This window comes from Longimicrobiaceae bacterium, assembly GCA_035936415.1.
Lineage (GTDB): Bacteria > Gemmatimonadota > Gemmatimonadetes > Longimicrobiales > Longimicrobiaceae > JAFAYN01.
In genome coordinates this window covers 1-24,766 of the sequence record DASYWD010000330.1, presented here as the reverse complement: position 1 = coordinate 24,766, position 24,766 = coordinate 1, and the positions used below count along the sequence as shown (strand labels likewise).

At 71.8% G+C, this 24,766-nt stretch carries 23 protein-coding genes; 15 read left to right on the top strand and 8 right to left on the bottom strand.

The features are described 5' to 3' along the window. Positions 1-72: 72 nt before the first annotated feature. Positions 73-2,268 carry a S9 family peptidase gene (locus tag VGR37_13555; GenBank protein ID HEV2148423.1) on the bottom strand — a complete coding sequence of 732 codons (2,196 nt, stop codon included), beginning with the start codon at positions 2,266-2,268 and terminating at the stop codon, positions 73-75. 231 nt (positions 2,269-2,499) lie between these two features. Here VGR37_13555 and VGR37_13550 point away from each other — a divergent pair, with 231 nt between their 5' ends. Continuing rightward, entirely contained in the window at positions 2,500-3,924 is a 1,425-nt protein-coding gene (locus tag VGR37_13550; protein HEV2148422.1) for a Na+/H+ antiporter NhaC family protein, read from the top strand. Between the two features lie 74 nt (positions 3,925-3,998). Here VGR37_13550 and VGR37_13545 read toward each other — a convergent pair whose 3' ends face one another. Continuing rightward, positions 3,999-4,457 (bottom strand): hypothetical protein, encoded by a 459-nt coding sequence (locus tag VGR37_13545; GenBank protein ID HEV2148421.1) that lies wholly within the window; start codon positions 4,455-4,457, stop codon positions 3,999-4,001. Positions 4,458-4,642: 185 nt separating this feature from the next. Between VGR37_13545 and VGR37_13540 the strand changes: the two genes are divergently transcribed. Then, a complete protein-coding gene (locus VGR37_13540; GenBank protein ID HEV2148420.1) occupies positions 4,643-5,992 on the top strand; it encodes a glycine--tRNA ligase in 1,350 nt (449 codons plus the stop codon). A gap of 111 nt (positions 5,993-6,103) precedes the next feature. Here VGR37_13540 and VGR37_13535 read toward each other — a convergent pair whose 3' ends face one another. The 4 genes from VGR37_13535 to VGR37_13520 form a co-directional block, all read right to left on the bottom strand. Continuing rightward, positions 6,104-6,274 (bottom strand): hypothetical protein, encoded by a 171-nt coding sequence (locus VGR37_13535; GenBank protein HEV2148419.1) that lies wholly within the window; start codon positions 6,272-6,274, stop codon positions 6,104-6,106. Beyond that, positions 6,271-6,414 carry a hypothetical protein gene (locus VGR37_13530; GenBank protein ID HEV2148418.1) on the bottom strand — a complete coding sequence of 48 codons (144 nt, stop codon included), beginning with the start codon at positions 6,412-6,414 and terminating at the stop codon, positions 6,271-6,273. The genes VGR37_13535 and VGR37_13530 overlap by 4 nt, the downstream gene beginning before the upstream one ends. Next, a complete protein-coding gene (locus VGR37_13525; GenBank protein HEV2148417.1) occupies positions 6,411-7,070 on the bottom strand; it encodes a DedA family protein in 660 nt (219 codons plus the stop codon). Before VGR37_13525 ends, VGR37_13530 begins: the two co-directional genes overlap by 4 nt. A 179-nt stretch (positions 7,071-7,249) precedes the next feature. Then, positions 7,250-7,606: a hypothetical protein gene (locus VGR37_13520; protein HEV2148416.1), complete on the bottom strand. Its 357-nt coding sequence runs from the start codon at positions 7,604-7,606 to the stop codon at positions 7,250-7,252. A 69-nt stretch (positions 7,607-7,675) separates the two neighbouring features. Here VGR37_13520 and VGR37_13515 point away from each other — a divergent pair, with 69 nt between their 5' ends. From VGR37_13515 to asnS, 8 genes are all read left to right on the top strand, one after another. Next, positions 7,676-7,810 carry a hypothetical protein gene (locus tag VGR37_13515; GenBank protein HEV2148415.1) on the top strand — a complete coding sequence of 45 codons (135 nt, stop codon included), beginning with the start codon at positions 7,676-7,678 and terminating at the stop codon, positions 7,808-7,810. 111 nt (positions 7,811-7,921) lie between these two features. Beyond that, on the top strand, positions 7,922-9,649 hold the full coding sequence (locus VGR37_13510) for a sodium-dependent transporter (GenBank protein ID HEV2148414.1): 1,728 nt from the start codon (positions 7,922-7,924) through the stop codon (positions 9,647-9,649). Between the two features lie 25 nt (positions 9,650-9,674). Then, entirely contained in the window at positions 9,675-10,877 is a 1,203-nt protein-coding gene (locus tag VGR37_13505) for a hypothetical protein (GenBank protein ID HEV2148413.1), read from the top strand. A gap of 235 nt (positions 10,878-11,112) precedes the next feature. Beyond that, positions 11,113-11,868, top strand: a complete 756-nt coding sequence (locus VGR37_13500) for a metallopeptidase family protein (protein ID HEV2148412.1) — start codon at positions 11,113-11,115, stop codon at positions 11,866-11,868. Positions 11,869-11,970: 102 nt separating this feature from the next. Next, a complete protein-coding gene (locus VGR37_13495) occupies positions 11,971-12,834 on the top strand; it encodes a hypothetical protein (GenBank protein HEV2148411.1) in 864 nt (287 codons plus the stop codon). Continuing rightward, complete coding sequence (polX, locus tag VGR37_13490; GenBank protein ID HEV2148410.1) at positions 12,831-14,600, top strand: DNA polymerase/3'-5' exonuclease PolX; 1,770 nt, start codon at positions 12,831-12,833, stop codon at positions 14,598-14,600. Before VGR37_13495 ends, polX begins: the two co-directional genes overlap by 4 nt. Beyond that, a complete protein-coding gene (gene nth / locus VGR37_13485; GenBank protein ID HEV2148409.1) occupies positions 14,548-15,210 on the top strand; it encodes an endonuclease III in 663 nt (220 codons plus the stop codon). Before polX ends, nth begins: the two co-directional genes overlap by 53 nt. Before the next feature lie 97 nt (positions 15,211-15,307). Beyond that, complete coding sequence (asnS, locus tag VGR37_13480; protein HEV2148408.1) at positions 15,308-16,708, top strand: asparagine--tRNA ligase; 1,401 nt, start codon at positions 15,308-15,310, stop codon at positions 16,706-16,708. Between the two features lie 208 nt (positions 16,709-16,916). On the opposite strand, the gene VGR37_13475 is transcribed toward asnS, so the two are convergent. Then, a complete protein-coding gene (locus VGR37_13475; protein ID HEV2148407.1) occupies positions 16,917-18,065 on the bottom strand; it encodes a hypothetical protein in 1,149 nt (382 codons plus the stop codon). A gap of 393 nt (positions 18,066-18,458) precedes the next feature. On the opposite strand from VGR37_13475, the gene VGR37_13470 reads away from it, so the two are divergent. Further along, positions 18,459-19,034, top strand: coding sequence for an HD domain-containing protein (locus VGR37_13470; GenBank protein ID HEV2148406.1), 576 nt, complete (start codon positions 18,459-18,461; stop codon positions 19,032-19,034). 124 nt (positions 19,035-19,158) lie between these two features. Here the strand turns inward: VGR37_13470 and VGR37_13465 are convergent, their stop codons facing one another. Beyond that, entirely contained in the window at positions 19,159-20,148 is a 990-nt protein-coding gene (locus tag VGR37_13465) for a HEAT repeat domain-containing protein (GenBank protein HEV2148405.1), read from the bottom strand. 167 nt (positions 20,149-20,315) lie between these two features. On the opposite strand from VGR37_13465, the gene VGR37_13460 reads away from it, so the two are divergent. The 4 genes from VGR37_13460 to VGR37_13445 all read left to right on the top strand — a co-directional run bounded on the left by VGR37_13460 (position 20,316) and on the right by VGR37_13445 (position 24,385). Continuing rightward, positions 20,316-20,858: an RNA polymerase sigma factor gene (locus tag VGR37_13460; protein HEV2148404.1), complete on the top strand. Its 543-nt coding sequence runs from the start codon at positions 20,316-20,318 to the stop codon at positions 20,856-20,858. Between the two features lie 122 nt (positions 20,859-20,980). Further along, positions 20,981-21,490 (top strand): hypothetical protein, encoded by a 510-nt coding sequence (locus VGR37_13455; GenBank protein HEV2148403.1) that lies wholly within the window; start codon positions 20,981-20,983, stop codon positions 21,488-21,490. 10 nt (positions 21,491-21,500) lie between these two features. Further along, positions 21,501-22,868, top strand: coding sequence for a HEAT repeat domain-containing protein (locus tag VGR37_13450; GenBank protein HEV2148402.1), 1,368 nt, complete (start codon positions 21,501-21,503; stop codon positions 22,866-22,868). A gap of 194 nt (positions 22,869-23,062) precedes the next feature. Beyond that, the gene (locus VGR37_13445; protein ID HEV2148401.1) at positions 23,063-24,385 is read left to right on the top strand and encodes an NCS2 family permease; all 1,323 of its coding nucleotides are present in this window, start codon (positions 23,063-23,065) and stop codon (positions 24,383-24,385) included. The last annotated feature ends 381 nt before the right edge of the window (positions 24,386-24,766 follow it).

The window sequence follows — 24,766 nt, the reverse complement described above, 5'->3', positions numbered from 1 at the left end:
GCGGCATGGAGAAGGGGCCGCCCCGTGGATCGGAGCGGCCCCTCTCGCTTCACGCGCCGTGCGGCCGCCGGACTACAGGTTCCGCTCCAGCCAGTCCGTCATCAGGGTGAACAGGTGCAGCTGCGTCTGGGCGCCGGGAATGGCGTGGTTCTTGTTCGGGTACAGCATGAAAGAGAACTGCTTCCCGGCCCGCTGCAGCGCGTCCGCGAGCTGCACCGAGTTCTGGAAGTGGACGTTGTCGTCCGCGGTGCCGTGGATGAGCAGGTAGCTGGCCTTGATCCCCTCCGCCTGCTTCACCACCGAGGTCGCGTCGTACCCCGCCGGGTTCTGCTGCGGGAGGCCCATGAAGCGCTCGGTGTAGATGTTGTCGTACAGCCGCCAGTCCGTCACCGGCGCCACCGAGATCCCCGCCTTGAACAGCTCACCGCCGCGCGCCAGCGAGAGGCCGGTGGTGTAGCCGCCGCCGCTCCACCCCCACATCCCGATGCGGCTCGCGTCCACGTAGGGGAGGGACGCGGCGTAGCGGGCCGCCGTGACCAGGTCGTCCGTCACCTGCACGCCGTGGCGCCCGTACCCGGTCTTCTCCCAGGCGCGGCCGCGGTTGGAGGTGCCGCGGGTGTCCACGCTCATGACGATGTACCCCTTCTGCGCCAGGAGCTGGTGCCACATGTACCGGCTCCCGCCCCAGGCGTTCGTCACCGTCTGGGCCCCCGGGGTGCCGTACACGTAGAAGAGCACCGGGTACTTCTTCGCCGGGTCGAAGTCCGCCGGCTTGATCATCAGCGCGTTCATCTCCGCGCCGTCCGGCGTACGGATGCGGAAGAACTCCGGCGGGCTCAGCTTCGCCGCCGCGAGGTTCGCCTGCACCCGCGCGTTGTCGCGCAGCGTGCGGATCACGGACCCGTCCACGTTGTGCAGCCGGCTCACCGCCGGCACCCCGGCGCGGGAGTACACGTCCACGAAGCGGCGCCCGTCCGGGCTCACGGTGGCGTTGTGCGTCCCCGGCTCGCGGGTCAGCTTCTGCAGCCCCGAGCCGTCCAGCTTCACCCGGAACAGGTGGCGCTCGGCGGCGTTCCCGCCCGTCCCGGTGAAGTAGACCCACCCCCCGCGCTCGTCCACCCGGTTCACCTGGGTGACGTCCCAGGGCTCGCGGGTGAGCTTCCGGATCAGGCGGCCGTCGCGCCCGTACAGGTAGAGCTGGTTGTATCCTTCGCGCTCGCTGCTCCAGATGAGCTCGCGTCCGCCGCGGACGAAGGTCAGGTCGTCGTCCACGTCCACCCACGCCGAGTCGGTGTCGGTGAGCACGACGCGGCTGCGGCCGGTGTTCGCGTCGGTGAGCAGGACGTCGATGCGGTTCTGCAGGCGGTTCATCCGCTGGATCACCAGCTCGTCGGGCGACTCCGCCCAGTCCATGCGGGCCAGGTACTCGGCCTCGCCGGTGTCCATCCAGCGCGTCTCGCCCCCCGCCGCGTCGACGACCCCGATGCGGACGCGCGAGTTGGGCTCGCCGGGCTTGGGGTAGCGGAGCCCCACGGGGACCGAGTACTGCCCGGCGAGGTCGTTCACCCAGGAGAAGACGGGGACCGGCGCCTGGTTGAGCTGCCAGTAGGCGATCCGCTTCCCGTCCGGGCTCCAGCGCCAGCCGTCCTGCAGCCCCAGCTCCTCCTCGTACACCCAGTCGAAGGTGCCGTTGATGATGGTGTCGCTCCCGGTGCGGGTGAGCTGCGTCTCCCTCCCGGTCGCCAGGTCCACCACGAAGAGGTCGTTGTTGCGGACGAAGCCCACGCGCGTCCCGTCCGGCGAGATCTTGGCGAACTGCTGCCACCCCTCGCCGCGGCTGAGCGGCACCAGGCGCTCCGACTCCAGGTCGTAGACGTAGTAGGTGCCCTTGGTGCGCTGCCGCCAGACCTGCTGCGAGTTGGTGTAGACGAGCGCGCGCCTCCCGTCCGCGGTCCAGGCGATCTCCTCGACCTGGATGGGGTCGGTCTGGCCGTCCACGCGCAGCTTGGAGCCCTGGATGCGGCGCGAGCGCTTGCCGTCGTCGATCCCCACCGTCCAGACGTCGGACGCCTGCGTCTGCGTGTCCGTCTCCACGACGACGAAGCTCTGCCCGTCGGCGGACCACTGCGGGTGGAAGCTCCCCGCGGCGAACTCTCCGCGGGCGAAGATGCCCTCCAGGGTGAGCTGCTGGGCGCCCACGGCGGGGGCCAGCGCGAGGACCGCGGCCGCGGAAAGCCCGACGGCGGCGGAGCGGAGCCGGATCGTCATGTCGTTCCCTGCTGGAGTGGATGCTCCCGGCCGGCGGCGCCTCCGGGGCGATTCGAGACAGAATGCAGGGTAGTACGGGGATACGCCAGCGCTGTTCCCGGGACGGAGTGCGAAAGTGCGGGAGTGCGGGCTGTCGGGGCGGGGGGGAGCGCGTTATCTTCGCCGGATCTCCGAAGAAGCTTCTCCTGCGCGCTCCCGCGCGCCGCCTCTCGCCCCTTGCGTTCCCCGCGCATGCAGACGCCGATCGAGCCCGGCTGGATCTCGCTCCTCCCCCCCGTCCTCGCCATCGCCCTCGCCATCTGGACGCGGCAGGTGTACCTCTCGCTCGCCGCGGGGATCTTCCTGGGGTGGACCATCCTGGAAGGGTGGAACCCGCTGGCGGGGCTGGGCCGCTCCATCGGGGAGACGGTGGGCGTGTTCACGGCGGTGGACCGCACCGAGGTGCTTCTCTTCACCCTGGTCATCGGCGCGCTGATCGCGACGGTGGAAACGTTCGGGGGGGTGAAGGGGTTCGTGCGCGAGCTGGAGGAGCGCAACTGGGTGACGACGCCGCGGCGCGCGCGGCTGCTGGTGTTCCTCACGGGGTGCGCCATCTTCATCGAGAGCAACATCACCGTGCTCGTGGCCGGCTCGGTGGGGCGGCCGCTCTTCGACCGCTTCCGCATCTCCCGCGAGAAGCTGGCGTACCTGGTGGACGCCACCTCGGCCGCGATCTGCATCCTGATCCCGCTGAACGCCTGGGGCGCGTACATCCTGGGAATCCTGGGCGAGCTGGGCGTGGCGAACCCGCTCGGCGTCTTCGTCGCCTCCATCCCCCTGAACTTCTACGCGCTGGCGACGGTGCTCATGGCCGGGGCGGTCGCCGTCACCGGGCTCGACATCGGGCCCATGCGCCGGGCCGAGGAGCGGACGGCGGGCGGGCGCCTCCTCTGGGAGGGCGCCACCCCCATGCTCGATCCGGACGCGCTGGCCCCGGAGGCGATGCGCGCCGAGGCGAAGCCGCGCGCCCTGAACATGATCCTCCCCATCGCGGCCATGGTCGTGTCCATGCCGTTCTTCCTGTACGTCACCGGGAACGGCGACATGCGCGAGGGGTCGGGCTCCACCAGCGTCCTGTGGGCGGTGCTCGCCGGGCTGGCGACGGCCTGGGTGCTCCTCATCTCGCAGCGCTCCGCGACCGTGGACTCGCTCACGAAGACGGGGCTGCGGGGGGCCGGGGGGCTGGTGGGGCTGGCGCTGGTGCTGCTCCTCGCCCTCGCCCTGGCCGACGTGGCGAAGGCGCTGGGGACCGGGAGGTACGTGGCGGAGGTGGTCTCCGGGACGCTCTCCCCGGCGCTCTTCCTCCCGCTGGTGTTCCTGGTGGGGGCGTTCGTCGCCTTCGCCACCGGGACGAGCTGGGGGACCTTCGCCATCATGCTCCCCATCGCCGTCCCCGCGGCGGCGGCGCTCGGGCTTCCGCTGGCGCCGTTCGTGGCGGCGTCGCTCTCGGGCGGCATCTTCGGCGACCACGCCTCGCCCATCAGCGACACCACCATCATCTCCTCGATGGCCGCGGCCACGGACCACATCGACCACGTCCGCACGCAGATTCCCTACGCGGCGATCGCCGCGGCGGCCGCCACGATCGGCTTCGGGATCGTCGGCGCCTCGCTCTAGGCCTGCCTGGCGGACGCGAAAGGGGGGCGGCCCGCGCGGGCCGCCCCCTTCGTCGGCGCGGGACCGGCGGCCGGCTACTTCCGGAAGACGCGATATCCGTAGTAGCACATGCTCCCGCTGCACTTCGACATGTCGACGGCGAGCATGTATCGCCCGGTCCTGGGCGCGACGAAGGTGAGCATCGGGTAGTCGTCGTCCTTGGTGTCCTCCGCTACCGGAGTGGTGCTGTCCGCGGAGAAGATGCGGAGGTCCATGTCGCTGCAGTCGTTGTCGCAGGCGGCGGCGATGAAGTAGCTCGTGCCCTGCGTGAGGTTCAGCTCCATGAAGGCGCTGGTCCCGGGGGCAAGCATCCCCACGATGGCGTCCCTGCTGAGCACGTCGCCGTCCTGGCGGAAGCCGCTGTTCACGACGGGGCGGGCGGCCGCGTCGAGCTGGGAGAGTACGGTGGACCGGTAGTCCTGCGCCGAGCCGGAGGCCGGAACGAGAGCGAGAGCCGCCGCCGCGAAGGCGACGGAGAGGAGAGGTCTGCGCATGGGCTTTGTTCGGAGGAGTGACAGGAGGGGGTGAAGCGGACGACGAAACATAGTAGGAAGGGCGGGGCCGGCAGGCAAGGCGGGCCGGGATTTGCCTCGCATGGAGGCCGCCGCTAATATCCCCGCCCGAGCGGCGCCGCCGCCGACCCGTTCGCGCGATCCCCTGCTTTCCGACCAGGCAAGTCATGGCCGACACCGACGTGATGGACAAGCTCGTCTCGCTGTGCAAGAGGCGGGGCTACGTCTTCCAGTCTTCCGAGATCTACGGCGGCACCGGCTCCGTGTGGGACTACGGCCCGCTGGGCGTGGAGCTCAAGCGCAACGTGAAGGACGCGTGGTGGCGCAGCATGGTGCACGAGCGCGACGACATCGAGGGGCTGGACGCGGCCATCCTCATGCACCCGCGCGTGTGGGAGGCCTCCGGCCACGTGGCGGAGTTCAGCGACCCGCTGGTGGAGTGCCTGAACTGCCACCGCCGCTTCCGCGAGGACACCCTCCGGGAGCAGGCCGGGACGAGCGACCCGGCGGCGATCCAGTGCCCCTCCTGCGGGGTGACGGGGAAGTGGTCGGAGCCGCGCCAGTTCAACCTGATGTTCAAGACCTTCATGGGTCCAGTGGAGGACGCGGCGGCCACCGTGTACCTGCGCCCGGAGACGGCGCAGGGGATCTTCGTGAACTTCCTGAACGTCCAGACCTCCGCCCGCCAGAAGGTCCCCTTCGGAATCGCGCAGATCGGCAAGGCGTTCCGCAACGAGATCACCCCGGGGAACTTCACCTTCCGGACCCGCGAGTTCGAGCAGATGGAGATGCAGTTCTTCGTCGAGCCCGGGACGGACGCGGAGTGGTTCGAGCGGTGGCGCGACGCGCGCTTCCGCTGGCACCGGGAGGTGCTGGGCCTCTCCGAGGACCGTCTGCGCTACCACCCGCACGAGAAGCTCGCGCACTACGCGAGCGCCGCGGGCGACGTGGAGTTCCGCTTCGGCGGCACCATCGGCGAGGACGGGTGGGGCGAGGTGGAGGGGATCCACAACCGCACCGACTTCGACCTCCGCCGCCACCAGGAGTTCTCCGGGAAGCGGCTGGAGTACATCGACCCCGCGCAGAACAAGCGCTACCTCCCCTACATCATCGAGACCTCGGTGGGGGCGGACCGCATCACGCTGGCCGTGCTCTTCAACTCCTACCGCGAGGAGGAGGTGGAGGGGGAGACGCGCGTGGTGCTGGGCATTAAGCCTTCGCTTGCCCCCATCAAGGTGGGCGTCTTCCCGCTGGTGAAGAAGGACGGCATGCCGGAGCGCGCGGTCGCCATCCACGAGGACCTGCGCCGGCGAGGGATCCCCAGCTTCTACGACGAGTCCGGCGCCATCGGCCGCCGCTACCGCCGCCAGGACGAGGCCGGGACGCCGTTCGGGATCACCGTGGACGGCGAGACGATGGAGAGCGGCACAGTCACCATCCGCGACCGCGACACCATGGAGCAGGTGCGGGTGGACCAGGAGCAGATCGTGGAGTTCGTCTCCGAGCGGCTGCGCTGACGCCCACGCCGGCAGCAGGACACGAGAGCGGATCCGGGCCCACCGGATCCGCTCTCGTGTTTCGACTCCCTCCGCCGAGGACTGCCATCTCCCCCGCGGCCGCGGACTCGCTCAGCGTGGCGCCGCGCGCTCGGTCTGCGCGGGCTCCGGCGGGACCGCCGGCCCGATCCCGTCCGGGTCGAAGTGCTTCCGGGCGCGCAGGATCTTCGCGAAGGACCAGAAGGTGAGGCCCAGTACGAAGGCCCAGCTGGCGGCCATGAAGACGACGGCTCCGGCGGTCATCGGGACATCTCGCGTGAAGGGCTGGACTGCATGGGGAACCGGAGAAAGCCGCCGAGCCCGACGGCGTTCCCCGCCATGGCGTGGATGAGCCCGATCCGGCTCCCCCACGCCTCGTTGGACGGTCCTGCGCTGCTGCTCATGTGGGTTCTTCCGTGAGAGGGGGTACCTGGCGCCGGTGGCGGACGAAGTCCACAACGGCCGGGACGAGGGAGGCGAGGACGATGGCGATCACCACCACCCCGAAGTTGTCCCTGACCGGGGGGAGGTTGCCGAAGAGGTATCCCGCCAGCGTGAGCGAGAAGACCCACACGAACGCTCCCACGACGTTGTAGAGCGCAAAGCGGGGGTAGCTCATCCGCGAGGCCCCCGCCACGAAGGGGGCGAAGGTGCGTACGATGGGGACGAAGCGGGCGATGACGATGGTCTTCCCGCCGTGCCGCTCGTAGAACTGCGTGGTCCGCTCCAGGTGCGCGGTCTTCAGGATGTGTGCGTCCGGCCGGAACGCCCGCAGCCCCACCTGTGCCCCCACCTGGTAGTTGACCGCGTCTCCCACCACCGCCGCGACGAAGAGACCGGCGAGCAGGACCGGGAGCTCCAGCGCGCCCGTGGCGGCGAGCGCTCCCGCGGCGAAAAGGAGCGAGTCGCCGGGGAGGAAGGGCGTCACCACCAGCCCGGTCTCGGCGAAGACGATCAGGAACAGCAGGACGTACGTGCCCGTCCCGTACTGCTGCACGGCGGCCGCGAGGTGCGCGTCCAGGTGCAGGAACAGCCCGGCGAGGCCCTGGATCCGGTCCATGGCGGCTCTCCCGTCAGGGTGTAACCTCGCGGGAGCACACGGCCGGGCGGACGCGGAGCGCCCCCGGCGGGAGTGGATCCGGCCGGACGGACGCACCCGTCCCCGCCGCGGTCGCCGCGGGTCGGTGCTGGGGCGCGGCGCCGGAGCTCTCCGGCGCGCGCGGATGTCGAGTGGGGGTGCTAGCCGCGGTGGGGAGGTGCGGTAGCCTGGTAGGGGAGCCGTTCGCAGAGCGGGGTGCAGCCGTCCGGTGCGGGGAGGGCTCCGTCCCGCGCCGGAGAGGAGGCGGGACGAAGCGAGCGCGCGTCCCGCGCCTCCAGGTCGGGGAGGACGCCGGTGGGGCCTCTCCCCGGACCCCGGCCCTGCTCGCGCGGGGCGACGAGCTCGACGCCGCTCCCCGCCCGGAACTGGTCGCCGGCGTAGTGCCCGGGATCGGCTACGTAGTGCTCTTTCTCCGGCACCGGCGCCCGCTCGCACGCCGCCGCCGGGGTCGGCAGCAGCGCGAGGAGCAGGGCGGCGAGGAGCCAGAGCCTGTGCATCCGGGCGGGACGAAAGGGAAAATATCGAGGAGCAGAGACAAAGCTGCTGGATTTCCACGGGGCCGTCAAGTGCGGCGTGCGCCGGGAGCTACGGCCGTTGCCCAGGAGGTGTACGGCCGCGAGCACACCGAGCGGGTGATCACCGCCGCCCTGGCCGACTACGACGCCCGGTTCCGTGGTGCCCCGGAAGACGCGGCGCCGTAGACGCCGCCCGCCTGCGGACCGGCGGCGTCGTTCGTTGCGCGCCGGTCCGCAGCCTCCGTATAATCCTCCCTCCCGCCACCACGCTCTTCACCCTCCGACCGGACGGTGCCCTTGGCCGGACACCCCCAGCAGACCTTCACCTCCCGCACCGCCATGCTCCTCGCCATGCTCAGCATGGCGGTGGGGACGGGCAACATCTGGCGGTTCCCGCGGATCGCGGCGGCGAACGGCGGCGGCACCTTCCTGATCCCCTGGATCATCTTCCTCTTCATGTGGTCCATCCCCCTCCTCATCGTGGAGTTCTCCATGGGGAAGGGGACGCGCTACGGGGCGGTGGGGGCGTTCTCGAAGCTGCTCGGACGGGGGTACGCCTGGATGGGGGCGTGGGTGGCGTGGTGCGCCACCGCCATCATGTTCTACTACTCCGTGGTCTCCGGGTGGACGCTGCGCTACTTCTGGGCGGCGGTCACGGGGGAGCTGGAAGGCGAGATCCCGGGGGCGCTCTGGTCGCGCTACCCGGAGACGCTGTGGGCGGTGGTGACCCACGCCGTCGCCATCGGCTTCGGCGTGTGGGTGGTCTCCCGGGGGGTGAGGGGGATCCAGCGCGTCACCAGCCTCCTCCTCCCCTCGCTCTTCGTGCTGGTGGTCCTCCTCGCGGTGCGGGCGCTCACCCTCCCCGGGGCGGGGGACGGGCTGGCCTTCCTCTTCACCCCGGACTTCTCGCAGCTGGGGAACGCGCGGATCTGGCTGGAGGCGCTGACGCAGAACGCCTGGGACACCGGGGCCGGGTGGGGGCTGGCGCTCACCTACGCGGTGTACGCGCGGCAGCAGGAGAACACCACCTCCAACGCCTTCCTGCTGGGGATCGGCAACAACTCCATCAGTATCCTCGCCGGGATCATGGTGATCTGCACCGTGTTCTCGGTCGGTCCGTCGCTCGCGGAACGGATCTCCCAGACGCCCGTGGGGTTCGAACAGAGCCTGACCGCGTACCCTGGGCTGCAGTCGGAGCTGGAGTCGCGGCTGGCGGAGCCCGGCGCGGCCGCGGCGGCGGAGCGGCTGGGGGTGGCCGTCCACCCGGACTCGGTCCGCGGCTTCTTCGCCAACCGGGCGGTGCCGGTGGAGACGCGGCTGGAGATCGCCCGCGCCACCGGCGGGCTGGAGGGGCGCAGCGTCTCCGAGGCGGTGCTGGGGAGCGGGAACAACGGGCTCACCTTCATCTGGGTGCCACAGATCTTCAACACCCTCCCGCTGGGGAGGCTGCTGACCTCGGTGTTCTTCCTGGCGCTCGCCTTCGCCGCCGTCACCTCGCTGATCTCCATGATCGAGCTGGCGACGCGGGTGCTGGTGGACGGCGGGATGGAGCGGCCGAAGGCGATCCGCGTCATCGGCGGCGTCGGCTTCCTCATGGGGATCCCCTCGGCGCTCTCCATGGCGGTGTTCGACAACCAGGACTTCGTCTGGGGCGTGGGGCTGATGCTCTCCGGCTTCTTCTTCGCCTTCGCGGTGGTCCGCTACGGCGTGCGGCGCTTCCGGGAGAGCTTCGTGAACAACCAGCCGGGGGTGATGCACGTGGGGGCCTGGTGGGATGCGCTGATCTACCTGGTGCTCGTGCAGGCCGTCGTGCTCATGGGGTGGTGGCTGTACCAGGCCGTGGACCCCGCGGACCTGGGGGCGACCTTCACACCCTTCTCGTCCTTCAACGTGGGAACGGTGCTGGTCCAGTGGGCCATCGCCATCGGCTGCTTCGTCGCCCTGAACGGCTGGATCGCCCGCCGCACCGTGGTCGAGGCGCGCGGCGAGCCGCCTCCGGGCGGGATGCCGCCCTCGATCCCCTGAACCCGCACCACCCCGGAGAACGCGCATGAGCAGCATCGCCCGATCCGTCTTCACCGCCGCCCTGCTGGCCGCGGCGCTCGCTCCCGCCGCCGCCGCGCAGGGGCAGCCAGCGTCGGGGCGCTTCGAGACGGTGGGGCGCGGCGTCGTCAGCGCCACCCGCACTACGGGGGTCGCGGCGTTCCGGGGGCCCGACGGCCGCGACTACGCGCTGACCGGCACCTGGGGCGGGTGCTCCGGGTGCAAGGGCGACCGCGTCTACGTCTGGGACGTGACCGACCCCGCGGCGCCCGTGCTGACCGACTCGGTGGTGGTGGACGCCAAGGTCGTCAACGACGTGGCGGTGAACCCCGAGGGGACGCTCGCCGTGCTCACCCGGCAGCAGTCCCGGAGCAAGCGGGACGGCCTGGTCGTGCTGGACCTGGCGGAGCCCGCGCACCCGAAGGTGGCGGCGGACTACTTCGAGACCGTCACCGCCGGCGTGCAAAGCGTGGCGATCGACGGCAGCCTGCTCTACGCGGTGAACGCCGGCACGGGCGAGCTGCACGTGATCGACCTCGCCGACCCGCGCGACCCGCGGGAGATCGGCCGCTGGGGGCTCCCCAAGCCCGACAAGCACCTGGAGGACGTGGCGGTCCGGGACGGGCTGGCGTACCTCTCCCACTGGAACGACGGGCTGGTGATCCTGGACGTGGGGAACGGCGTCAAGGGCGGCACCCCCGCGAAGCCGGAGCTGGTGTCGCAGTTCCGCTACCGCGTCACCTGGCGGCGCCAGGAGTACGGGAACACCGCCGCCGCCGTGCCGCACACCAACGCCGCCGGGAACGCATACGTGTTCGTGGGCGACAAGATCTTCCCGCAGCGGGTGAACCTGGACCGCCCGATGGAGACCGCCGGCTACGTGCACGTGCTGGACGTGAGCCGCCCGGAGCGCCCGCTGGAGGTGGCGCGCTGGGAGGTCTCCGGGGCCGGGGTGAGCGCCCTGAAGGTGCAGGGGGACACCCTCTACGCCGCCTTCCACAACGGCGGCCTCCGCGCTCTGGACGTCTCCGGCGAGCTGCGGGGTGAGCTGCACGGGCGCGAGGTCGGGGTGCTCCCCACCGCGGACGGGCGCGGCTACCGGCCGAACCTCCCCTTCACGCTGGACGTCCATCCGCGCGGGGAGCTGGTGTACGCCTCCGACCTGAACTCCGGGCTGTGGATCGCGCGGCTGGCCCCGACGCGGCCGTAGCCGTCGGCGGAGGCGGGGTGCGCGGGGCGGCGGGAGCATCCGCCGCCCCGCGCCGCGTCGTGGCCCCGAACCCGGCTATGTCGCGCAGGGTCGGCGGGGGGAGGCTCCTCCGGCGGTGCGTAACTCGCCCGGCCGGCGGGGCGAGATGTGAGTGCAGCGCGGGCTCACACATACGCCCGCCTGCGGACCCTCCCCCCGCCTCCCGGTCGTCATCTTCGTGGTACCCGGATCCGGTATGACCTTCGCGGAGTTCGAGCGGCGCGCTCACGAGGTGTTCGACGAGATCCCCCCCGAGTACAGGGAGGGGGTCGACGGGCTCCTGGTGGAGCGCCGCGCCGTCGCGCACCCGGAGCTGCCGGAGGTCTACACCCTGGGCGAGTGCCTCACCGAGACGTATCCCACCGAGTGGGGCGGGGCGGGGGAGGTGCGCTCGATGGTGGTCCTCTACTACGGCTCCTTCCTCCGTCTGTCCCGGATGCAGGACGACTGGGACTGGGATGAGGAGGTCTGGGAGACCGTGACCCACGAGGTACGCCATCACCTGGAATCGCTGGCGCTGGACGACGAGCTGGAGGTGCGCGACTACGCCGACGACCAGAACTTCGCCCGGCGCGAGGGGGTGGAGTTCGAGCCCTTCTTCTTCCGCTCCGGCGAGCCCGCGGGCCCCGGCGCCTGGGAGGTGAGCGGCGACGTCTTCCTGGAGTGCGAGGTCTCGGCGGAGCAGGTGCGCGCCGGCACCCCCGTGGAGCTGGAGTGGGACGGAAAGCCCATCTCCCTCCCGCTCCCCTCCCCGCTGGGCGACGTGCACTTCGTCACCCTGGACGACGTGCACGCCCCGAAGGGCGACGTCATCGTGGTCCTGGTGCGCCGCCGCGGGGCATGGGAATCCTTCCGCGCCGCGCTCTCCGGCCGCAAGCCGGAGGTGCTGGAATCCCTGGTCCGGGTGGCAGCCGACGAAGGGGGCGAGGACGAGCCCGACGCATCGCGCTGAGCCCGCAGCCGCCGCGATGCACTTCCGCACTTTCGCACTCACGCACTTTCCTTGCATGGCGTCCCGGACGATCCGTGACCCACCACGCGCCGAGGTGACCGAGTGAGTGACAACAGCACCGCCGGGCTGGCGCGGCTGACGCCGTACGAGCTGGTCTTCGACGAGCCGGCGATCGAGGGGAGGACCTTCCCCGCGATCCAGGACGAAGCGGAGGCGCAGGGGGTGGACCCCGCGCACCCGGAGCGCTTCGCCTTCCTCACGCGCGCCGCGGAGGCGGTCCGCGACGTGGTGCCGGCCGAGGCGTCGCCGGACTCGCTGGACCAGTACCGGATCTTCTTCTATCACGCCTTCAACTTCTGGCGGTTCGGGAAGCGCACCTACGTGCTGGAGCCGGCCGTGGCGCGCTACCTGGTGGAGGCCTCGCCGGACCTGCGCGGCTGGGAGCTGCGGCTCCCCGCCGAGTCCGCGTACGTGCAGCTCCCGCCCAACCTGTTCTGGGCCAGCGTCGCGGCGGATGCGCAGGCGGAGCCGGTGGACGGCTTCTTCGTCTGCTGCGCGCGCCACACCGACGCCGACGGCGAGCCGTACGACACGCTGGAGGTCCTGATGGTGCTGGGGATCCACGGGCAGCGGGCCGGGCTCAGCCTGATCCACTTCGACACGGAGGTGGGGCCGGGGATCCCCGCCACCTGGACGGAGGGGCCCGGGCGCGACGAGGGGACGGACTTCGAGAGCGTGCTTCCCGGCGGGGAGATGGCCGGGCTGTACTCCATTGTCACGGTGACGGAGGCGCTCCGGCTGGTGGGGCGCGCGCTCTGGTACGTGGACGCGCACCCCGGCCACGTCGCGCGGCACGAGACGGCGGAGCGCCGCGCCGCCGAGCGCCCCGGAACCGCCCCCCTCTCCCGCCTACCCTTCCACCGCGTCTCCCTGGCGGAGGCGGACGGCGGCGCGGCGGCGGAGTGAACGCGCGCGAGGTCGCGGCGGTCCTGGAGGAGATCGCCATGCTCGGGGAGCTGGCGGGGGAGAACGCCTTCCGCACCCGGGCCTTCTCCGCAGCCGCCCGCACGCTCGAGGGCACTACGGCGGACCTGGCGGAGCTGGCCCGCGCCGGGGAATTGACCACCCTCCCAGGCGTGGGCCCCGCCATCGCGGACACCATCGCCGAGCTGCTGGAGACCGGCCGCTCCACGCAGCACGAGCGGCTGCGCGCCAGCGTCCCCGTGGGGGTGCACGACCTGCTCCACATCCCCGGGCTGGGAAGGCGGCGCGTCCGGACGCTGTACGCCGAGCTGGGCGTGGAGTCGCTGGACCAGCTCGAAGACGCCGCCCGCGCCGGTACCATTGCGGCGCTCCCCGGCTTCGGCCGCAAGACGCAGGACAGGGTGCTGCAGGGGCTCGCCTTCGTGCGCGCCTCCGCCGGGCGCCGCCGCTACCCGCGCGGGATGGAGCTGGCGGTCCGCTTCCTGGAGTGGCTGCGCGCCCATCCCGCCGTGGCCGCCGCCGAGATCGCCGGGGAGCTGCGCCGCCGCATGGAGACCGTCGCCACGGTCGACCTGGTGGCCGCCTCGGCGGAGCCGGAGCGGGTGGTGGCGGCGTTCCTGGCGCTGGAGGACGCGGGGGGCAGCGCGGCCCCGGGGGCGGAGGGGCGCTCCACGCTCCGCCTCCGCGACGGGGTGGAGGTCCGCCTCCGCTGCGTGGCCCCGGAGCGCTTCGTCGCCGCCGTCGCCCGGGAGACGGGGAGCGCCGCGCACCTCGCGGATCTGCAGGCGCGGGCGGAGGCGCGCGGGCTGCGGCTGGACGCGGACGGGCTGTGGCGGGGCGGGGAAGCCGTCCCGCTTCCGGACGAGGCGGCGCTCTACGCCGCGCTGGGCCTGGCGTACGTCCCGCCGGAGCTGCGCGAGGGGATGGGCGAGGTCGCCGCGGCGGCCGAGGGGCGCATCCCCCGCCTGGTGGAGACCGCCGACCTGCGGGGCACCTTCCACTGCCACACCACCTGGTCCGACGGCACCGCCACCCTCGCGGAGATGGCGGAGGCTGCGCGCGGGCGCGGGTGGCGGTATCTTGGGATCGCCGACCACTCCCGCTCGGCCTCGTACGCCGGGGGGCTCGTCCCCGCCGCCGCCCGGAAGCAGCAGCGGGAGATCGACGCCTGGAACGCGGCGCACGGCGGCGCGGGCGCGGAGCGCTTCCGCCTCTTCAAGGGGACGGAGTGCGACATCCTCCCGGACGGGCGGCTGGACTACCCGGACGAGCTCCTCGCCGGCTTCGACTACGTGGTGGGCTCCGTCCACTCGCAGTTCGGGATGGGCGAGCAGGCGATGACGGACCGCTTCGTCCGGGCCGTCTCCAACCCGCACCTGACGATGCTGGGGCACCCCACGGGGCGCGTCCTGCTGTACCGCGACGCCTACGCCGTGGACGTGCGGGCGGTGATCGACGCCGCCGCGGAGCACGGCGTCGCCATCGAGATCAACGCCGACCCCAGCCGGCTGGACCTGGACTGGCGGCACGTGCGCTACGCCGCCGGGCGGGGGGTGCTGGTCCCGGTCAACCCGGACGCCCACTCCACGGGCGGGCTGGACAACGTCGCCTACGGCGTGAACGCCGCCCGCAAGGGGTGGCTGGCCGCGCCGCAGGTGCTGAACACGTGGGAACTGGAAGCGGTCGAGGAGCACTTTGCCAAGAGAAAGCAAGGCGGCGCGGCAGGAGCGCACCGCCCGGATCCTTGAGGGGCTCGCCGCCCTTTACCCGGAGAGCCGCTGCTCGCTGGACCACGAGACGCCGCTGCAGCTGCTGGTGGCAACCGTGCTCTCCGCGCAGTGCACGGACGCCATGGTGAACCGGGTCACCCCGGCGCTCTTCGCGAAGTACAGCACCGCGCAGGACTACGCCGACGCCACGCAGGAGGAGATGGAGCAGGCCGTCCGCGCCATCAACTTCTACCGCAACAAGGCGAAGGCGCTGATCGGGCTGGGGCGCGCGCTGGTGGAGCGGCACGGCGGCGAGGTCCCGCGCGACATGGAGGCGCTGGTCGCGCTCCCCGGCGTCGGGCGGAAGACGGCCAACGTGGTGCGCGGGATCGCCTTCGGCGAGGCGGACGGGGTGGTGGTGGACACCCACGTGAAGCGCATCGCCGCGCGCCTGGGCCTCACCCGGGAGGAGGACCCGGAGCGGATCGAGGTGGACCTCCTCAAGCTGCTCCCGTACGAGTCCCGCGTGGTCTTCACGCACCGCGTGATCGACCACGGCCGGGCCGTCTGCACGGCGCGCAGGGCGCACTGCGAGCGCTGCACCCTGGCGGAGCACTGCCCCTCGGCGCCGCACCCGGAGCGGGCGTAGGACCCCCTCCCCCGGCCCCTCCCCGGAGGGGGGAGGGGAGAACGGCGGGAGCCCGGTTTCGCACTCACGCACTCACGCACTCACGCACTTCGTTCAAATGCCGCGTACGCTGATCGCAGACCTCCTGCAGGGAAAGGTCGAGCCGGGCAACCAGGTCACGGTGAAGGGATGGGTCCGCACCCGCCGCGACTCCAAGGCGGGGATCTCCTTCGTCAACGTCCACGACGGGTCGTCCTTCGACGCGATCCAGGTGGTGGCCGGGGGCGACCTCCCCAACTACGCGAGCGAGGTGCAGCGCCTCACCGCGGGCTGCTCCGTGGCCGTGACGGGGGAGCTGGTCCCCACGCCGGGGCGGCCGCAGCCGGTGGAGGTGAAGGCCACCTCCGTAGAGGTGCTGGGGTGGGTGGACGACCCCGAGACCTACCCCATCCAGCCCAAGCAGCACTCCTTCGAGTTCCTGCGCGAGGTGGCGCACCTCCGGCCGCGCACCAACACCTTCGGCGCCGTCACGCGGCTGCGGCACACGCTCGCCATGGCGGTGCACCGCTTCTTCGACGAGCGGCGGTTCCTCTGGATCCACACCCCCATCATCACCACCAGCGACGCCGAGGGCGCGGGGCAGATGTTCCGCGTCTCCACGCTGGACCTGGTGAACCTCCCGCGCACGCCGGAGGGCGAGGTGGACTTCTCGCAGGACTTCTTCGGCCAGTCCGCCAGCCTCACGGTTTCCGGGCAGCTCAACGTGGAGGCGTACTGCCAGGCGCTCTCCAACGTGTACACCTTCGGCCCCACCTTCCGCGCCGAGAACTCCAACACCTCGCGCCACCTGGCCGAGTTCTGGATGGTGGAGCCGGAGATCGCCTTCGCCGACCTCCACGACGACGCCGACCTGGCCGAGGACTTCCTGAAGTACATCTTCAGAGTGGTTCTGGAGGAGCGCGCGGACGACATGAAGTTCTTCGACGAACGCATCCAGAAGGGCGTGGTCGAGCGGCTGGAGCGCTTCGTGGAGTCCAGCTTCGAGCGGATGAGCTACACCGAGGCCGTGGACGCGCTGCAGAAGTCCGGGAGGAAGTGGGAGTTCCCGGTGGAGTGGGGGCTGGACCTGCAGTCCGAGCACGAGCGCTGGCTCACCGAGGAGCACGTCGGCCGGCCGGTGGTGGTGATGAACTATCCCAAGGAGATCAAGTCGTTCTACATGCGCCTGAACGACGACGGCCGCACCGTGGCCGCCATGGACGTCCTCGCCCCCGGGATCGGCGAGATCATCGGCGGCTCCCAGCGCGAGGAGCGGCTGGACGTGCTGGACGCCCGCATGGAAGAGATGGGGCTCCCGAAGGAGCCGTACTGGTGGTACCGCGACCTGCGCCGCTACGGCACCGTCCCGCACGCCGGGTTCGGGCTGGGGTTCGAGCGCACCATCATGTACGCGTCCGGGATGCAGAACATCCGCGACGTGATCCCGTTCCCCAGGACTCCCGGCTCGGCGGAGTTCTGATTTGAACTGCCCGGTCGGGCGTGTCCCCCGCTGGCGCGGGGGCCGGGCTGCGGCGCGGTAACGCACGATACGACCGTGCGTAACCGCGGCGAGCCGCGGAAACGGCCCCGCGTCTCGCCCCTTCGGGCTCGCATCCCTCACGCGACGGCGCCCCCACCGGGATCTCCCGGTAGGGGCGCCGTTTCGCACTTCGCACTCACGGACTCCGTCAGTTCAGCGGACAGCCCGCGTTGTTGAAGCCGTCCAGCTGGCTGGCCAGGGCGAGCATGGTGCTCCGGCTGCGGGTGTCCAGGGCCGCGTTCACCTGCGCGATGACCTGGGCGGTAGTCAGCTCGTAGTCGACGTCCGGGTGCGCCGCGTTGAGGAGCGCCGCGACGGCCTGCTTGAGCAGGAGCCGCGCGGCCGCGGTCGCGTCGCTCCCGCCCTTGAACTCCAGCGCGCTCGCCAGCGAAACGTTGTCGAGGCCGAACGTGTCCGGCACGTCGAACACCGATTCCAGCGTCTGCGCCGGGGCGAACCCGGTCGCGACCCACGAGTCGAAGTGGTGCTGCTGCTTCCAGTAGCCCAGCGTGCAACCCTCGCCGCCCGTGTTCTGGAGGCTGCAGATCCGGATCCCGTCGATGGCGCCCGAGCCGGTACGGGTGTCCGCCACCTCGGTGCCGAGCTGGAAGGAAAAGCTGCTGCCGATGGTGTGCGGGGTGCCGACGGCCACCGTCTGCACGCTTCCGTTTCCGAGGTTCGCGGACTGGGCGACCTGCGTTCCGTCCACCAGGAGCCGGACCCCCGGCGAGCTGGCGTCGATGTCCACCGCGATGAAGGACTGCAGGTAGTAGCTGCCGCCCGAGAAGTTGCCCGAGAAGGTGATGGTTCCCCCCCAGACTGCGTCGCCCCAGGGGACGAACGGGCGGTCGTCGGGGATGACCAGGAGCCGTCCGAGCCCCTCGCAGCCCGCGCACTCGCCGCCGTCGTCGGTCTCCCCCCCGAACGGGTTGTCCTCCCCCCGCCACTGCAGGTCGTCGTCCTCCACCACCACCGAGCCGGGGCCGAACGGGTTGTCGTTCAGCCCGTCGGTCTCGAACGCTCGGGCGCTGACCGCTCCGGCCGAGCCCCCGCCCGGATCGGCGAAGCGCATCGTGGAAACGTTGAGGGTGAGCCCGAGCGTCGGCAGCGACACGGAGGTGACCGCGTCGCCGTGGCGGAACTGGTCGAAGTCGATCACCTCGCACATCTCGACGGTCGCCGCGCGCGCCCCGTCCTCGGGCGCTGGTACGCCGGTGAGAGGCTGGTCCGTGCATCCGGCCGCGGTGAATGCGCCGAGGATCGCTATCCCCAGGAGCCCAGGTAAGCGCTTACTCATGATGCCTCCTCTCGTGCGTGGACCAGCCCGGAAGCGGTGCACTCCGGGCGCATGGAGCCCGTGGCGGAAGAGCTCGCCGAGAGCGGCATCGCGCCGTCTCAGGCAAGCGAGGGCTGGTTCACATCACGTGCCGCGATCCGGATGTTCCCACGATCGCCCGCAAAGCGTTGCGGGAGGCCGCTTGGGGGGCCGCCGCCCGCAGGCGCCGTCGTACGGAAGTCGCGGCGCCGCAACGATTCTGCCTGCCGTGGTGGGACAGAAGTGCCCCACCACGCCGACGGCACCCGGGCGTGCGGCCCTTCGCTTTCGCCGGGGCGGGGGGTGGCGTAGATTGGCCGCCCTGCCCGGGGCCGCGCCCCCGGCGCGCACCGGCCGTCCACCCGACGCGAGATCATGGCCCAGCTTCCCCCGCGCGAGGAGTCCGGCGCGCTCATGCACGCCCACGTGCAGAGCGAATCGCTCCGCCGCCACATGTACTCCGTAGAGGCGGCGTGCCGCGCCTACGCCCGCCGCTTCGGCGAGGACGAGGAGCTGTTCGGCGCCGCCGGGCTCCTGCACGACTTCGACTACGAGGAGCACCCGGACGAGCACCCCCTCTACGGCGCCCGGATCCTGCGGGAGCGCGGGTACCCGGAGGAGCTGGTGCACGCGGTGGAGGCGCACTACGCCGCCCGAACCGGGGTGCAGCCGGAGACGCTGCTGGACCGCACCCTCTGGGCGTGCGACGAGATCACCGGGCTGGTGACCGCCGCGGCGCTGGTGCGCCCCTCGAAGTCCATCATGGACCTGGAGGCCAGCTCCGTGCTCAAGAAGTTCAAGGACCGCGCGTTCGCCGCTGGCGTGAGCCGCGAGGAGGTGCAGCACGCGGTGGAGCTCCTGGGCGAGGACCTGAAGGAGCACACGCAGTTCGTGATCGAGGCGATGCGGGGAATCGCGGGCGAGCTGGGATTGGAGGGCGTGAGACAGTAGCCCGGGCGGCTGCACCAAGCGCTTCCTCGATCGCATGCGACGAAAGCCGCACGATCGTGCGGCTTTCGTGCTCGCAGGAGGTGCCGCGCTCAGGACCTCCGCCGTCGAACCGTTCGCGGCGGCGCTAGTGACGGAGGATCTCCTCGAAGAACGCGACGGCGCGCGGGTCGCCCGTCTCCCCCAGCCAGAACATCGCCCGCTTCCGGAGCCTGGGATTCGGGTTCTCCCGCGCGATCCGGATCAGCGCCGGGACGGCCTCGTCGCGCGGACGCTGAGAGAGCGCGAAGATGGCGTGCTCCTTCACCTCCGTGGGTACCCCCTGCTCCTCCACCATTCCTCCCAGCTCGCGGGTCGCCTCCCGGCCCGCGGCCTGCCCCAGCCAGAAGACCGCCTTTTTCCGCAGCCGCACGTCGCCGTCCGCGCGCGCGATACGGAGCAGCTCCCGCACGGCCTCCGGATCCCTTCGCTGTGAATACGCGAAGATGACCTGCTCCTGCACCTCGGGCTCGGAGGCAGCCGCGTACAGACGCGCGAGATCTCCGACGGGAGCACCGGTCTGTCCGGCCCAGAACACCGCCTGCTTCCGCGTCTTCGCGGCGGCCTCCGGTCGCGCCGCCAGGCGGAGGAGTTGAGGGTGCACGGGCGCACCTTCCGCGAGCACCGCGGCGACGACGGCCTCCTTCCCCACCTCTCCCGGCGCCTGCGCGGCCAGCGCCATCAGGTACTCGACGGCGGCCGCCGGGGAGACCATCCCCAGGTCTCTCCCTGCCGGCTCGTCGCCCCCGCCCACGGTGGTGCGCATGCCGGTCACCTGTCCTCCGGCCACGCGAAGCTCCACGCGTACCGGGCCAGGCTCGCAAACCAGGTCCCCGTCGCGGCCTCCGCCGGGGAAGCTCCAGCGGATGAGGTTGGTGCCGTCCCCCGTCCGCGGATCGCGGATGGCGATCCCGCTCCCGGATCCGCACACCCCCGGGCGGGATGGGAAGCTCATCCGCACCACGCCGTCCCCCACACGGGCGACCTGCTCCGCGATCCCCTGGGCATGGGCGGAGCCGAAGGGGAGGAGAAGGGCGAGCCCCAGGGCGCCCACGAGGGACCTCTGCAACCGTTTCATGCGCTCTTCGCTCCGTGCCAGGGTGATTCCGGGTTCAAACGTACGACACGGCCAGGCCGGGAAGGGTTGCAGCGCATCTTCGAAGGGGCGACTGCAACCCTTCTCGCCGGGCGTGTGTCCTATCCCACGAGCAGGCGCTTGACTCCCTCCTCGAACGGGCCGGCCGGGTGGACGAAAAAGAGCTGATCCGACGCGTTCTCAGCGGAGATCCGGTCGCAGAGCGTGCGCTGTACGACGCGCACGTGGATCGCATCTTCCGGCTCGCGTACCGCATGACGGGCGACGAGGAGCTGGCGAAGGAGTTCACCCAGGAGGCGTTCATCCGGGCGTTCACCCGTCTGCCGAGCTTCCGGGCGGAGGCGGCGCTCTCGACCTGGCTGCACTCGGTCGCGGCTTCGGTGATCATCAACGGTCTGAGGAAGGTGCGGCGGGACCGGCAGCGGGAGATGGGGCTGGACGAGGCACCGGAGATCGCCGTCGGTCCGGGAGTCGGCGAGCCGCGCCTGAGGGCCCGGCTCAAGAGCGCGCTCGACGCGCTGTCCGATCGGTACCGCGCGGTGTTCGTGATGCACGAGATGGAAGGCTACACGCACGAGGAGATCGGCTCCGCGCTGCAGATCGCGCAGGGGACGTCGAAGGCGATGCTCTCCCGGGCACGTGCGAAGCTCCGCGAGCAGCTCGCGGACCTGGCAAAGGAGTTTGTGCTGTGAACCACGAATCGTTCGATGAGCTCCTGCACCGGGCAGCGCAGGAATATCACGTCCCACCGGAAACCCCACGCGAGGAGATCTGGGCAGGGATCGAGCGCGCCCGGTCCGCGGACGAGCTCCGGATGCGGCGGAGGGCGAGCCTCCGGCAGCGGGTCTGGTGGGGGGCGGGGGTCGCGGCCGTCCTGCTGATGGGGATCTCGATCGGCCGGCTCACGGTCGGGGCGGAGCGGCCGTCGGCGGTCGCGGTCGGCGCGCCCGCCCCCGCGCCGCGAGCGGCCCATCACGTGGCGGCTACCCAGCACCTGAGCCGGGTGGAGGTGCTCCTCACCACCGCCCGGACCGAGGCGGCCGCGGGCTCCGTCGACCAGCAGACCGTCGCCTGGGCGAGGGAGCTCCTCTCCACCACGCGTCTGCTCCTGGATTCCCGCGCCGCCGCGGACCCGGAGCTCCGCCTCCTCCTGGAGGACCTGGAGATGGTCCTGGCCCAGATCGTCCAGCTTCCGGCCGGAACCGCTCCGGAGGCGGTCGTCGAAGAGGAGCTGGGCCTGGTGAAGGACGCGATCGAGCGGAGGGACGTCCTTCCGCGGCTGCGAGGCGCGATTCCGGCCGGCCCCCCGGCCCTTACGACCTGAGGAGAGATCCGTGAAGCACGCCATTACGTGGCTCGCGCTCGCCGCGGCCCTGGCCTCGACCGACGCCCTGGCGCACGTGGCACCGGCGCCTCCCGCGCCCGGGGCCTTCTCGGACGGGCCGGAAGATCCGCCGCCAGCGCGCCATCCCCAGGATCCGGCCGACGCACTGTATCGTACCGCCCGGACCGCCCTGAGCCAGAACGACTATCGCCGGGCCGCCCAGCTCTTCCGGCAGATCGCGGACCGGCATCCCCGCTCGGCGTACACGCCCGATGCGTACTACTGGGAGGCCTTCGCGCTCTACAGGATCGGGGGGAGCGCCAACCTCCGCGCCGCCCTGGAGCGGCTGGAAAGCCAGCGGGGCGCCCATCCGCGCGCGGCCAGCCGCGGGGACGCCGACGTGCTCGTCACCCGCGTGCGGGGCGAGCTGGCCCGCCTGGGGGACGCGGGCGCGGCAGAGCAGGTGAGCCGGCAGGCCTCCAGGACCGCGGAGTCGTGCCCCCAGGAGCGCGACGAGGTCCGCACCGCCGCGCTGAACGCCCTGCTGCAGATGAACGCCGAGCAGGCGCTTCCCATCCTCCGGCAGGTGCTCGCGCGGCGGGACGCCTGCTCCGCGAAGCTCCGCGAGCGGGCGGTCTTCCTCGTGGCGGAGAAGCGCACTGCCGACACGGAGAGCCTCCTCCTCGACGTGGCGCGCAGCGATCCGGACCGCCGGGTCCGCGAGCAGGCGGTCTTCTGGCTCTCGGAGATCCCCACCGAGCGCGCGGTCGCCACCCTGGAGCAGATCCTCCGGACGTCGAGCGATTCCAGGATCCGGGAGAAGGCCCTGTTCGCGCTTTCCCGCCACCGCAGCCCCCGCGCCGCCCGGCTCCTCCGGGAGGCCGCGGAGCAGAGCGACCTCCCCGTCGACCTGCGGGCGAACGCGATCTTCTGGCTGCACGAGAACCGCTCCGCGGAGAACGTCGCCTACCTCCGCGACCTCTACCGGCGCCTGGACCGCCCGGAGCTGAAGGAGAAGGCCCTGTTCTCCCTCTCGCAGATGCGCGGCCAGGGAAACGACCGCTGGCTTCTCGGAGTGGCCCTCGAAGCGGGCGAGCCGATCCAGATGCGCAAGAAGGCCCTCTTCTGGGCGAGCGAATCGGGCGCCCCGGCGGCGGAGATCGTCAACGTGTACGACCGCGCCCAGGACCGCCCGATGCGAGAGCACGTCATCTTCGTCCTCTCGCAGCGTCCGGAGCCCGCCGCGCTCGACAAGCTGATCTCGATCGCCCGCAGCGACCGCGATCCTCACCTCCGCAAGAAGGCGGTCTTCTGGCTCTCGCAGTCGAAGGATCCCCGTGCCGCGAGGGTGCTGCAGGAGATCATCGCCGGCGAGTAACGTCGTCACCACCCGCGTCTTCCGCCGGGCTCCCGCCGGCAGCATCGGCCGTACGGCGGGCCGCACCCTTCGACACGCCTCCCGAGCAGGCCGCTCCACGAGCGTCACGCAGCACCCGGGCACGCCCGGTGCGATCCATGCGGCGGGCCGCCGGGGGCCGCGGGTCGGCGTGAACGGTGAACGGGACGGTGACGATGGCGAGCGCGCGCGGGGCGGGGGTGCTGGAGCGGTGGTTCCACCTCCGTGCGCACGGGACCGACGTGCGCAGGGAGGTGGAGGCGGGGCTCACCACCTTCCTGACCATGGCGTACATCCTCGCGGTGAACCCGCAGATCCTGGGGGAGGCGGGGGTGCCGGTGGAGGGGGCGCTCTTCGCCACGGCCGTCTCCGCCGCGATCGGCTCGGTGCTGATGGGCGTGCTGGCGAACTACCCCTTCGCGCTGGCGCCGGGGATGGGGCTCAATGCCTACTTCACCTACTCGGTCGTCATCGGGATGGGGGTGCCGTGGCAGACGGCGCTCGGGGCGGTGTTCATCTCCGGCGTCGTCTTCATCGTGCTCACGGTGGGGAGGGTGCGCGAGCTGGTGGTGCGCGCCATCCCGCTCACGCTCAAGCTCGCCACGGGGGGCGGGATCGGCCTCTTCATCGCCTTCATCGGGCTCCGCAACTCCGGGGTGGTGGCCGCCAGCCCGGCCACCTTCGTCACCCTGGGCGAGGTCGCCTCGCCCCCCGTGCTCCTGGCGCTGGGCGGGCTGGTCCTCACGGCGGCGCTCATGGCGCGGGGGTGGAAGAGCGCCGTCATCCTCGGGATCGTCGCCACGGCGGCCGGGGCCTACCTCACCGGGGTGGCCCGGCCCCCGACGCGGCTGGTCGCCATCCCGGACGCGGGCGCCACCTTCCTGCAGATGGACGTGGCCGGCGCGCTGGGGCTGGGGCTGCTGCAGGTGGTGTTCGTCTTCCTGTTCGTGGACATGTTCGACAGCGTGGGGACGCTGGTGGGGCTCGGCCGGCAGGCGGGGTACCTCACGCCGGAGGGCGACCTGCCCCGCGCCAAGCGCGCCCTCATGGCGGACGCGGTGGCGACCACCGCGGGCGCGGCGCTGGGGACGTCCACCGTCACCGCGTACATCGAGAGCGCCACCGGCGTGGCGGAGGGCGGGCGGACGGGGCTCACCGCGGTCACGGTGGGCGCACTCTTCGCGCTCGCGGTCTTCTTCTCCCCGCTGGCGGCGGCGGTCCCCGCGGTCGCCACGGCCCCGGCGCTGATCATCGTCGGGAGCCTGATGCTCAAGGCGGCGCTGGGCGTCTCCTGGGACGACGCCACCGAGGCGGTCCCCGCCTTCGTCACGCTGGTCGCCATGCCGCTCACCTTCTCCATCGCCAACGGGCTGGCGCTGGGGTTCATCACCTACCCGGTGATCAAGGTGCTCGCCGGACGGGCGCGGGAGGTCAGCCCGCTGGTGTACGTGCTGGCCGCGCTCTTCGCCCTGCGCTTCGCCTACCTCGGGGGCGGGTAGCGGCGCTTCCCGCCGCTGTGCCATGGGGCTGCCGGACCCGCATTGCTCGGCTACTGCGGGAAACGTAAATTCCCCCGCATGGCCGACATCGACGAGATCGAACGGGCCGTCGGCGGTCTCTTCCCGCGGGGCTCTCCAGGTTCCGGGAATCGTTCCCGGAGTTCGACCCGGAGGCAGACCGCCTCGTCTCGGCCGCTGCACGCCTTCCCGGCGCCGGTTCGTCCTCTTCCCTCCACCCGCTTCCCGGAGCACACCGGATGAAGAACCGTACCAGCCTCTGGCCCGCCGCCGCCATCCTGCTGGCGCTCGGCGGGTGCGCCACGCAGACCGCGGCCGTCCCCCCGCAGGCGCCGGGCGGCTCCGCGCCGGCCGCCGCCGAGC

What these genes read in the sequence shown, in the direction of transcription:
- VGR37_13500 (HEV2148412.1), top strand. Translation starts at nt 11,113, where the DNA reads ATGACCTTCGCGGAGTTCGAGCGGCGCGCTCACGAGGTGTTCGACGAG.
- VGR37_13540 (HEV2148420.1), top strand. Translation starts at nt 4,643, where the DNA reads ATGGCCGACACCGACGTGATGGACAAGCTCGTCTCGCTGTGCAAGAGG.
- VGR37_13535 (HEV2148419.1), bottom strand. Translation starts at nt 6,274, where the DNA reads ATGACCGCCGGAGCCGTCGTCTTCATGGCCGCCAGCTGGGCCTTCGTA.
- VGR37_13545 (HEV2148421.1), bottom strand. Translation starts at nt 4,457, where the DNA reads ATGCGCAGACCTCTCCTCTCCGTCGCCTTCGCGGCGGCGGCTCTCGCT.
- VGR37_13465 (HEV2148405.1), bottom strand. Translation starts at nt 20,148, where the DNA reads ATGAAACGGTTGCAGAGGTCCCTCGTGGGCGCCCTGGGGCTCGCCCTT.
- asnS (HEV2148408.1), top strand. Translation starts at nt 15,308, where the DNA reads ATGCCGCGTACGCTGATCGCAGACCTCCTGCAGGGAAAGGTCGAGCCG.
- VGR37_13455 (HEV2148403.1), top strand. Translation starts at nt 20,981, where the DNA reads ATGCGGCGGAGGGCGAGCCTCCGGCAGCGGGTCTGGTGGGGGGCGGGG.
- VGR37_13520 (HEV2148416.1), bottom strand. Translation starts at nt 7,606, where the DNA reads ATGCACAGGCTCTGGCTCCTCGCCGCCCTGCTCCTCGCGCTGCTGCCG.
- VGR37_13475 (HEV2148407.1), bottom strand. Translation starts at nt 18,065, where the DNA reads ATGAGTAAGCGCTTACCTGGGCTCCTGGGGATAGCGATCCTCGGCGCA.
- VGR37_13530 (HEV2148418.1), bottom strand. Translation starts at nt 6,414, where the DNA reads ATGAGCAGCAGCGCAGGACCGTCCAACGAGGCGTGGGGGAGCCGGATC.
- VGR37_13470 (HEV2148406.1), top strand. Translation starts at nt 18,459, where the DNA reads ATGGCCCAGCTTCCCCCGCGCGAGGAGTCCGGCGCGCTCATGCACGCC.
- VGR37_13445 (HEV2148401.1), top strand. Translation starts at nt 23,063, where the DNA reads ATGGCGAGCGCGCGCGGGGCGGGGGTGCTGGAGCGGTGGTTCCACCTC.
- VGR37_13550 (HEV2148422.1), top strand. Translation starts at nt 2,500, where the DNA reads ATGCAGACGCCGATCGAGCCCGGCTGGATCTCGCTCCTCCCCCCCGTC.
- VGR37_13555 (HEV2148423.1), bottom strand. Translation starts at nt 2,268, where the DNA reads ATGACGATCCGGCTCCGCTCCGCCGCCGTCGGGCTTTCCGCGGCCGCG.
- VGR37_13525 (HEV2148417.1), bottom strand. Translation starts at nt 7,070, where the DNA reads ATGGACCGGATCCAGGGCCTCGCCGGGCTGTTCCTGCACCTGGACGCG.
- VGR37_13505 (HEV2148413.1), top strand. Translation starts at nt 9,675, where the DNA reads ATGAGCAGCATCGCCCGATCCGTCTTCACCGCCGCCCTGCTGGCCGCG.